The sequence below is a fragment of the Fretibacterium fastidiosum genome (assembly GCF_000210715.1).
GTDB classification, from domain to species: Bacteria; Synergistota; Synergistia; order Synergistales; family Aminobacteriaceae; genus Fretibacterium; species Fretibacterium fastidiosum.
In genome coordinates, this window is record NC_021038.1 from 323698 (window position 1) to 332519 (window position 8822).

Consider the following 8822-nt stretch of genomic DNA (forward strand, 5'->3'; position numbering starts at 1 on the left):
CAATCCATATTAAACGCGAATTGGTATAAGCCCGGTGCGACGATGAACATGGCCTCTCCCTGGGGAAGCGCTGAAGCGCGCTTCCCCAGGCCGTTTCAGGACTTCGGTTTCTAAAGCTCCGGAGAGGGGAGGTTCGAGAGCAGGCAGGCGATGTAGAGCTCGATGTAGTTGCGGAAGGAGCGCAGGGATTTTTGCGTGCGCTCCTCTATTTTCTTGAGCCGGTAGTTGAGGGTGTTCCGGTGGATGTGCAGTTCGTCCGCGGTGCTTTGGCGGTTGAAGAAGTTCATTCCGTAGACGATGATCGTGTTCTTGAGCTCGTCGTCGTTCGGATCCAGGTTGAATTCGGTGAAACGGTCCCGGATGAAGCGCTGCCGGGCGGAGGCGGGGAGGCTCAGGAGAAGGGACTCCACCCGAAGGTTCTGGATGTCGTAGATGCCGGGCTGCTTGAAGAGCAGCTTTCCAAGGCTGACCGCCTCCAGAGCACTGCGGTAGGCGTAGGAAAGCCCCGGAACGCCCTTAAAGAAGAAGCCGATCCCCAGGACGGCGGAGAGATGTTCCTCCTCTAACTTTTTGAGGAGGATATGGGAGTTCTCGTTCACCCGCTTGAACACCAGGTCCTTGTCCTGCTGGATCTTGGGGCTGATGGAACAGAAGACGGCGTACTTGTCCCCGTTCAGGGGAACGGAAACGTCGTCGGGAGCGCTGAAGACCTCCTTGGTCCGCAGGAGCACCCTGTTTTTGACGGACTGGATGAAGTTTTCCGCCTCGCGGCAGTCCTCCGACGACGAGGCGTCCTTCCACGAGTCCCGGATGAACTGCCTGAAATTATGCATGTCGAACACGATGGGGACGTAGAGGAGCCCCGGCGAAAAGCCGAGGTAGCGCGCCCTGGCCTCAAGCAGTTCGAGGTCGCTGACGCCCGGGATGTAGTTCACGAAGTCCTGAATGATGTCCTGGATCGCGTTCTCCTTGAGGAAGCCTGATCTGAGCTTGTATTGCGTCTTGATGACCAGCTCGATCTGGTGTTTCACCGCCAGCGCGTAGGGGCGGACCTCATCGGCCGTCCCAAGCGCCGCGACGGCCCCGATGACCTCGAGGTATGCGTTCCGCAGCGGCAGGGCTACCCCCGAGGCGTCGTCACACTCGCATTCCTCACCGCCAATCGGTGCCATCTTTTTTTGATGGGCAACCATGTCCACGACCTTCCGGCAGAGGGGGCAAACCGCCTTGACCGCAGAGGCAGTCGTCCCAAGGACCCTTCCTTGAGCGTTTGAGACGACCAACGGACAGGGGACGATCCCCGCCATGCCGCTCAGGACGTCCCGGACGATGCCATCGAGGGACTCCGACGCTTCCGACGGTTTCTGAGACATGACCTGCAGCACCCCCTCCTCCTTATGATGTGGCTTCCAGTTTTATGAGAATCTATTCTAAGAATTATAACACAAGCTCATTTGATATCCTAGGTTTTTCGTGAATGAATTACCTGGAAACGTTTCTTAAGTAATCTTGGAAGGATTGTACAATGAAAAAAATGCGAAGCATGATACTATAGTGCACATAGATAGAGCATCTCTGCAATGTACGGTTGGTGTGCAGGGGTTTTACTTCTGCTATTCGGGACGACAGCGTTTTTTTCTTTGGAGTGGTGCAACTCCGCCACCCAAAAATAATACGTAAAGGAAGGTAAGAATTATGCCGAAAGTTGTTAACTCTTGGAATGATTTTGACCCCCTGAAGCACGTTATCGTCGGTCGCGCCGATAACTGCTGCATCGCGCCCTCTGAGCCCGCGTCCAAGGCCAAGGTTCCCCTGGACAGCCCGATGCGCGGCATGACCGGTCCTCGTCCGCTGGATACGGTTGAGAAGGCCAACGCCCAGATCGAGCACTTCGTCAAGGAGCTGGAGAAGCGCGGCGTTAAGGTGGACCGTCCGGAGCCCATGCAGTGGAACCAGGCCGTCGTGACCCCTCACTTCATGACGGGCAGCATGTTCGGCTGCATGCCTCCGCGCGACGTCCTGCTGACGGTGGGCAGCGACATCATCTGCGCGCCCATGTCCTTCCGCTCCCGCTTCTTCGAGTATCTGGCCTACTCCAAGGTCCTGCGCCGCTACTTTGACGAGGATCCGGACTTCCGCTGGATTGCTGCCCCGCGTCCCGAGCTGGGCGACGCGAGCTACGACATGCATTACTACGACGGGCACATCACGGAGGAGGTCCTCCTTGAGCGTACGGCGAAGCTGGAGATGGTCACCACGGAGCACGAGATCCTGTTTGACGCCGCGGACGTGATGCGCGTCGGCAAGGACTTCTTCATCCAGCACGGCCTCACGACCAACAGGAAGGCCATGGAGTGGATTCGCCGTATGTACCCCGAGTGCCGCATCCACGCCGTCAACTTCCCCGGCGACCCCTATCCCATCCACATCGACGCGACGTTCGTTCCCCTGCGCCCCGGCCTCATCCTCAACAACCCGCAGCGCAAGCTCCCCGAGGAGCAGCGCAAGATCTTCGAGGCCAACGACTGGCAGATCGTAGAGGCCGCCATGCCCGCCCACAAGGAGCCGCCGGCACTCTGCTACTCCAGCGTGTGGCTGTCCATGAACTGCCTGGTCCTCGACCACAAGACGGTGTTCGTGGAGGCCAGCGAAACCGCCCAGATGGAGCAGATGGACAAGCTGGGCATGAACGTCATCCCCATCCCCTTCCGTGATGCCTACCCGTTCGGCGGCGGCCTGCACTGCGCCACGGCGGACGTGTACCGCGAGGGCGGCTGTGAGGACTACTTCCCGAAGCAGGTCAAGGACGTCACGCTTGTCGAGTTTGGCAAGATGAAGAACGGCTAAGGACGTCGATTTTTAGAGCTTCGGTCTAGCATAACGTTTTTGGAGGTTTGCCGAGCTGCTATAGCTTTTTAGCCCGACAAACCTCCTTTTTTGTATCTTAAAATCATCCTTACTTAATTAAGGAGGGCACCATGCTTGGTTCATGGACCTTGGATTCTTTTATTATAGGTAGCGTCATTCTTTTTGCCGTTCCCATCATCGCCTGTATCCACAGGCAGATCCAGCAGGGGAAGTGTGAGTGATGACGACCGGAATCGAACTGTACAGGTGGGGCGTCTTTGCGGTTGCGTCAGCGATACTGATCGCCGTGGGGTGGTGGACGAACGTCAGGCTCAAGAAGAAGGCCGCGATGACCCACCTGTCCGGCGACGACGAGAAGGCGTTTTTGCTCGGCAGCAACGAGATGGGGCCCTTTGTGGCTGCGGGGACGCTTATGGCGACGGGCTACAGCGGCTGGGGCTTCATCGGCTCGCCCGGGACGGCCTACGCTTACGGCACGATCGAGATCCTTGCAAACTTCTTGTTTGCGCCGGCCATTACCTTCGGCGCGCTCTTCTTCGCGGGCTTCATGCGCAAGCAGGGCGAGAGGTTCGGGGCGCTGACGGTTCCGGAATACCTCGCAAACACCCACAGGGGCTCGCAGGGCATGCGTCGGCTCGTCCACTTCCTGGCGGCCATCGCCACGTTCGTCTTCCTGTCGGTCTACATGATCGGACAGATCCGCGCCGTCGCAAGCGTGGCCTCGGAGTGGCTTGGGACGTCACCCCACATGTCGGCCATTATCTTCATGGCGGTCGTCATGATCTTCACGATGCAGGGCGGGCTCCTGGCGGTGGCGATCACCGATACGATCATGTGCTGCGGCATGGTCATCGCCTCGTGCATCGTCTACTACGTCATCACGCAGGACATCTCGCTGACGGAGCTCATCGCCAAGGTGGGCGAGATCAAGCCGGAGTTCATCAACCCAACCACGTCCAACCCCTATGGTGACCCCAAGTACAGCGTGTTCCTCGTCTTCGTCTACGCCACGCTCTTTACGACCGTTTTGCCCTACATGTCCGTTCGTTTCCTCGCCATGAAGAAGGACATGAACATTCCGCTCGTCGCGCTCTACATGGCCCCCATGGGCTTTGCCATGAGCTTTGTCCCGCTGGTGGGCCTCTACATGTTCTACAAGGATCCTACCTGGCCTCAGGCCCTGGCGGCCGATGCCCCGGCGGGAGCGCACATTGCGGACCACGCGATGCCGGTCTTCCTGAACACGTACCTGTCGCCGGCTGTCGCCAGCATCATATCGCTCTTCATCATCTTCGCGATGCTCTCCACGATCAGCTCCGTGCTTCAGGTGCAGGCAGCGGCGCTCTCGCACGACCTTTATGTGTCGGCGGCGGGCAAGGAATCCAGGTACGCTGATCTCCTGGACCGCGGCACGGTCGTCGTCACGACGGTTCTGGGCATCGTGCTGACCTTCTTCGCCCCTCAGGGGATGCTGAACCGCATCGCCTACATAGGGACCGGAGGCCTCATCTCGATGCTGGTCGGGCCCACCATCATCAGGACGTTCATCGAGGGGAACCTGCTCACCTGTCTGCTCTCGATGATCACGGGTTTCTTCGGCAACGTCTACCTCGTCCTCATCTACGGCAAGTTCGGCTGGGTCGAGGCACCGATCATCGCGGGCATCGCCGGCTCGCTCGTCTACATGATCGTCGGCTACGTCACCAACGGGATGAGGGCAAGGCCCCTCGACAGCGAGGAGGCCGCTGCCGCCTGATGACGCGCGCCATTTGACCGGTCAACCCCATATCCCTGACTGCGCTTGAGTTTTTGCCATGCATAGGCAGGGATGCGTTTTGAGTTGGGATGCAGCCTTGATATCGTCGTCAAGGTTGCAATCCTTTTTGGGAGGCGAGTTTCCTTCGGGGTTGAAGCGGGGTTGAAGCGGATTCCCCGCATTTTTGGAAGGAGTGCAGTTCATGAAGGATATTCATGTTTTTTCTGAGATAGGACGGTTGAAACAGGTTATCCTCCACAGGCCTGGCAACGAGTTGAGCAACATCTCTCCCGATCTGATGGCGGATTTCCTGTTCGATGAAGTGCCGTTTTTGCGCGGAGCGATGGCGGAGCACGATGCCTTTGCTGCCATGCTGAAAAGCTGCGGTGCCGAGGTGATCTACCTTGAGGACCTTGCTGCAGAGGCGATTGAGAACGCCGGGGTGCGCGAGGCGTTTGTGGATGAGTTCATCGGCGAAACCTGCGTGACCTCCAAGGATGAGATTCGGATGCTCAAGGACTTCCTGCTGGGCATTCCCAAGACGCGGGATATGGTGCTGCAGATCATGGCCGGAACCCGCCGCTCCAGTTTCCCCAAGCGTGATCACACGTCGCTTGTCGACTTCGTGGATGTGGAGTATCCATTCGTCACAAACCCGATGCCCAACCTCTATTTCACAAGGGACCCCTTTTCCCTGATCGGGTCCGGCGTGTCGCTCAACCACATGTGGAGCACCGTCCGCAACCGCGAGACGCTCTTTGGCAAGTATATCTTTAAGTATCACCCACGATTTAAGGACTCCGCCATTCCGTTCTACTACGACAGGGACATCCCGTACCACATTGAGGGCGGTGACCAGCTGGTCCTCAGCGATAAGGTCTTGGCGATAGGAATCTCTCAGCGCACGGAGGCTAGGGCCATTGAGCTCTTCGCAGAGAGGCTGTTTAAGGGGCCTGATGGCTTTGAAACGATTCTGGCGTTCAAATTTCCCGCGAAGCGGGCTTTCATGCACCTGGATACAGTGTTTACCATGGTGGACCGGGATCTCTTCACGATCCACCCGGAGATACAGCAGCATCTTGAAGTGATCGCTGTGACGATGAAGGATGGAGAGCTCAGGTTCGAGTATCAGGGGCGTGCGCTTGAGGACGTGCTCAAGAAGTACCTGCACCTGGATAAGGTCCGGCTCCTGCCCTGCGGGGGGGGCGACCCCGTTGACGCACCCAGCGAACAGTGGAGCGATGGCTCCAACACTTTTGCCGTCGCGCCAGGTGAGATCATCGTCTACGACCGCAATGTGGTCACGAATAAATCTCTTGAGGATGCAGGGGTTAAACTGCACGTCATACCGTCAGCGGAGCTGTCGCGCGGGCGTGGCGGTCCCCGTTGCATGACCATGCCAGTGGTTCGGGAGAAGCTACTGTAGTTGAAAACGCTTGAAAGTTTTGAAAAGCAAGGTACCGGAAGGAGTGAAATATTTATGGAGCAGCGCAATAAAAAGTTTATTCAGAACATCACGTGGCCAGAATACGCAAAGGCTGCGAAAGACGGTGTTTTGATCATTCCGGTAGGTAGCACGGAGCAACACAGCCAGCACCTGCCCCTCTCTGTCGACGTGATTATCTCGGAAAACTTTGCCAGGATACTGACAGAAGAAATTGATGCCTACGTTGCACCTAGTATTGCGTATGGCTACAAATCAAACCCGACAAGCGGCGGCGGTCCCCTCTTCCCCGGCACAATCGACCTTAAGGGGAATACGCTGGTTACCCTGACCAAGGACATATTGCTTGAGTTCATTGCCGACGGATGGAAAAAAATCATCCTGATGAATAGTCATTATGAGAATCAGGCATTTTTGGCCGAAGCTGCAGATCTTACCATTGGCAAACAGCAAGAGGAGTTTCCCAAGGTGATCCTGACCAGTTGGTGGGATAATGTTTCGCAAGATATAATTCCCGCTGTCTTCGATGAGAGGCCGTTCCGAGGCTGGGACTTGGAGCATGCTGCGGTTACAGAAACTTCTTTGATGCTGTATTTCGCTCCAGAACTTGTCAAGGTGGAGTTGCTTTCGGATGATGGCATTGGAGATGACGTTCCACGGTATCAGAGGTACCCTGTGTCTAAGACTTTGATCCCGAAGACAGGTGCGCTGTATACGTCGATGACCAGTACTGCAGAAAAGGGAAAACTCATCACGGACGACGTTATAAAAAACTTCCTGCGTTTCCTGAAGAAAGAGTTTAATTTATAAGGCGCGGTAATTTATCCTTGACAAAAAGGTGGGTTTAATAATGGTAGAAGATCGGACTCAAATTACTGAAACCATGGCTGAAACTGCAGAGGAAAGGAGGGGGCAGGATTATCCCTTAACCGAGGTACCTGCTTCTGCCAGAGCCGGGCTTTTCTCGCTCTCTATGGTGCTGGCCGGGTTCACGTTTTTTACGTCCGTCATGTGGGCGGGCGGTGAGCTTGGCGTCCACTACAAATTTTGGCCTGACTTGATGTACGTGGTCATTGTAGGAGATTTCCTGCTTGGTACTTATGCAGCCGTTCTGGGGTATATCGCTTTCTCCACAGGGCTGCACGCGGGGTTGCTGAGTCGGTTTTGCTTTGGCAATAAGGGCAGTCGTTGGAGTGACTTCCTTTACGGATTTACTCAAATCGGTTGGTATGCTTGGGGCACTGCCCTGATCACTGACCTTGTTCTTCAGCTGGCGGGTATCACAAAAGAAAATACGGCCAGTTACCCCTATATCTATGTGATTTTGATTATTTTCTTTGGATTCTTTTTTGTGATGACGGCGTATGGTGGCTATAAGGCGATGGAGTTGCTTTCCATCGTTGCTGTGCCGCTCGTGACGTGCTTGATCCTCTATAGCATTTATGTTTCTACGGTAAAGGTTGGAGGATTGGAAGGGCTGCAGAAAATTCTCCCGAAGGAACCAATGACAACGGCTGCAGCGATGACACTGGTTTTTGGCACATTTGTCAGTGGGGCTACGCAGTCCACAAATTGGTCCCGATTTGCGAGCAAAGGCTGGCATGCGGTAATAGCCAGTTTCGTTGGATTTTTTATCGGGAATGGCCTGATGATCTTTGCAGGCGCTTATGGCGGCTACGTTTATCAGGACCCGGATGTCGCAAGGGTTATGGCCATGCAGGGTATGGCCATTCCTGCATATGTTTTGTTAATCCTGAACGTGTGGACAACCCAGGACAACGAGATTTACTGTTTCTCTGTTGCCTGCTGCAACGCCTTCCGCATCAAAGCAAGAAAAGGCATCACGCTTACAGGTGCCGTCATCGCTATCATTATGGCACTGGGGGGAATCTATAATTACCTGATCGACTTTATCATCATCTCCGGTACGGTCATTCCGCCTATTGGTGGCACTATGCTGGCAGATTGGCTGATTAAGCATAAGAGACGCTACTCTAAGATTGCGGAAACTGAGTTCAAGGACTATAATCTCACGGGAATCGGCGCTTATATTATTGGAGCTGCAGCAGCTCTCTTTAGCCCGGGGATTCCGCCTATCAACGGCATCATCGCCGCTTTTATCGCCTATCCTATTCTGGATAAGATACTGCAGGCTATGGGCATGAGCCAGGACCATAGGGTGCTTGCTCCCGGGGAGGGTAAGCAGCAGGTGTAAGATTTTCCGCTCTTCCTGCTGGATAATTAAAATGTGTGGGGCCTCAAGCAGAGGACCCACACATACAAGTAAGCCTCCTTGCATGACCATGCCGGTGGTTCGGGAGAGGCTCTAACTTTTCTCATTGGTTTTTCTTGCTCGAACTTCCCCTTCGGTGGTGATGTAAATTCCTGGTCCTGCACCCACCAATGAGTTGTAATTTTGTGGGGTGCGTTCCGTTGTTGCTATAATAAAGCCAACGAATACGTTGCCTGCGGGGAGTGATGAGCATGGATGATGGCAAGGGAGAGAAGGCGAAGGTCGTTCCGGCGATGACGACGCACGAACGGCAGGAGATGCTGAACCTTCAGGAGCAGGGGGAGCTGCCGGAGAACATCGACCGCTCCACCGACCTGTACTTCCGCTTCCTGCTGGGGACGCCGGCACGGGGCCGGCTGCTTCGCGATATGCTGAACGCCTTCTTCGGCGCCCTGGGTTATCCCCTGTTGCAGACGGTGACCCTCACGGACACCGAGCGCGAGCCCGAGGCGTTGGGGTCG

Annotated in this window: 7 protein-coding genes; 6 read left to right on the forward strand and 1 reads right to left on the reverse strand. The window is 55.6% G+C overall.

Translation table 11 applies throughout. From position 1 onward, the window contains the following. Positions 1–110: 110 nt before the first annotated feature. Positions 111–1373: a helix-turn-helix domain-containing protein gene (locus SY1_RS01445; protein ID WP_208872541.1), complete on the reverse strand. Its 1263-nt coding sequence runs from the start codon at positions 1371–1373 to the stop codon at positions 111–113. 322 nt (positions 1374–1695) lie between these two features. Here SY1_RS01445 and SY1_RS01450 point away from each other — a divergent pair, with 322 nt between their 5' ends. From SY1_RS01450 to SY1_RS01475, 6 genes are all read left to right on the forward strand, one after another. Further along, the gene (locus tag SY1_RS01450) at positions 1696–2847 is read left to right on the forward strand and encodes an N-dimethylarginine dimethylaminohydrolase (RefSeq protein WP_015555949.1); all 1152 of its coding nucleotides are present in this window, start codon (positions 1696–1698) and stop codon (positions 2845–2847) included. A 241-nt stretch (positions 2848–3088) separates the two neighbouring features. Next, on the forward strand, positions 3089–4624 hold the full coding sequence (locus tag SY1_RS01455) for a sodium:solute symporter family protein (RefSeq protein WP_015555951.1): 1536 nt from the start codon (positions 3089–3091) through the stop codon (positions 4622–4624). 202 nt (positions 4625–4826) lie between these two features. Next, entirely contained in the window at positions 4827–6050 is a 1224-nt protein-coding gene (arcA, locus tag SY1_RS01460; RefSeq protein WP_015555952.1) for an arginine deiminase, read from the forward strand. Next, positions 6051–6878: a creatininase gene (locus SY1_RS01465; protein ID WP_208872542.1), complete on the forward strand. Its 828-nt coding sequence runs from the start codon at positions 6051–6053 to the stop codon at positions 6876–6878. Positions 6879–6918: 40 nt separating this feature from the next. Then, complete coding sequence (gene codB / locus SY1_RS01470) at positions 6919–8283, forward strand: cytosine permease (RefSeq protein WP_015555954.1); 1365 nt, start codon at positions 6919–6921, stop codon at positions 8281–8283. Positions 8284–8552: 269 nt separating this feature from the next. After that, positions 8553–8822, forward strand: a 270-nt coding sequence (locus tag SY1_RS01475; RefSeq protein ID WP_208872543.1) for a hypothetical protein, incomplete at its 3' end; no start/stop codon positions are given.

Bases quoted from the DNA above. Each gene is read 5' to 3' on its own strand.
- SY1_RS01455 (WP_015555951.1), top strand. From the start codon at position 3,089: ATGACGACCGGAATCGAACTGTACAGGTGGGGCGTCTTTGCGGTTGCG.
- SY1_RS01450 (WP_015555949.1), top strand. From the start codon at position 1,696: ATGCCGAAAGTTGTTAACTCTTGGAATGATTTTGACCCCCTGAAGCAC.
- SY1_RS01445 (WP_208872541.1), bottom strand. From the start codon at position 1,373: ATGTCTCAGAAACCGTCGGAAGCGTCGGAGTCCCTCGATGGCATCGTC.
- arcA (WP_015555952.1), top strand. From the start codon at position 4,827: ATGAAGGATATTCATGTTTTTTCTGAGATAGGACGGTTGAAACAGGTT.
- codB (WP_015555954.1), top strand. From the start codon at position 6,919: ATGGTAGAAGATCGGACTCAAATTACTGAAACCATGGCTGAAACTGCA.